Consider the following 1,033-nt stretch of genomic DNA (forward strand, 5'->3'; position numbering starts at 1 on the left):
CACGGCTATGCGGGGCCCGGCTCCTTCTTCGCGCCCACCGTGCTGGACGCCGTGGACCGGGACAGCGCGGTGGCGCGTCAGGAGATCTTCGGCCCGATTGCCGCGATCCAGCGTTTTGAGACCGAACAGCAGGCCCTCACCCTGGCCAACGACACCGAGTACGGACTGGCCGGGTACGTGTTCAGCCAGGATCTGGACCGGGCGCTGAATGTCGCAGACCGGCTGCAGACCGGGATCGTGGGCATCAACCAGGGGGTGCCCTCCAACGCCGCGGCCCCCTTCGGCGGGGTGAAGCATTCGGGCCTGGGCCGCGAGGGCGGGGCCGAGGGGCTGGAGGAGTACCAGTCCGTGCGCTTCTACAACATCGCCCGGCGCGACACCTAAACCCCGGCCCACGACGCGCCGGTTTCGGCCAACCCCTGGCCGGAACCGGCGCCGCGTCGCGTCCGCACGAACCTGGTTCCCGCGGCTGGGCGAAACCCCCAGTCAGCGTGCCGAACGCCACGTCCGATCCGCAAGAAAGCGCAGTAGGATGATAAATAAATTCGGATCCCGGATAACTACCCGGCGCCGGTTTTCCGGACCCGGGCTACAACGGTGTGGGCAGGAGGCGGGCGTATGGGCGAAGAACGGCACAGCAGTGTACGACAAGCGCGGCCGTGCGCACCGAAGTCCATCCGGCGTTCCACCGTTTCCAGCAGATCCACGGCTCAGGCCCCCGGCTGCTGTTCATCACCGCGGCGCCGGGCACCGGGCGCAGGCTGTTCGCCAGGTCCTGGCTGGATGGTGCACCCGGAGAGATCCACGACCTGTCCGACGGAAGCCCGGAAACCAGTTCCGGGATCTTTGACCAACTGCAGCAGCTGACCGAACGGCTGGACGCGACCCCCAGCTACGTCTGGCGGTGCTCCTGCCGGTGGGGCGCTCCACCTGGCTGCTGGCCGCCCGCTACCACTGCAGCGTGGCCCGGCACCGGGACCTGCTGCTCAGCGCGGCCGAGCTGGCCCAGGCACTGGATTGCGAGGCGCATCTG

General features: G+C 68.8%; 2 protein-coding genes. Both read left to right on the forward strand.

From position 1 onward, the window contains the following. Positions 1-384 (forward strand): aldehyde dehydrogenase family protein (locus tag JCM19049_RS15200; protein WP_279403344.1); only part of this gene is annotated, 384 nt, incomplete at its 5' end. Between the two features lie 275 nt (positions 385-659). Continuing rightward, a partial coding sequence (locus JCM19049_RS21315; RefSeq protein WP_279403345.1) for a hypothetical protein occupies positions 660-1,033 on the forward strand: 374 nt, incomplete at its 3' end.

Source organism: Arthrobacter sp. JCM 19049, assembly GCF_001310435.1.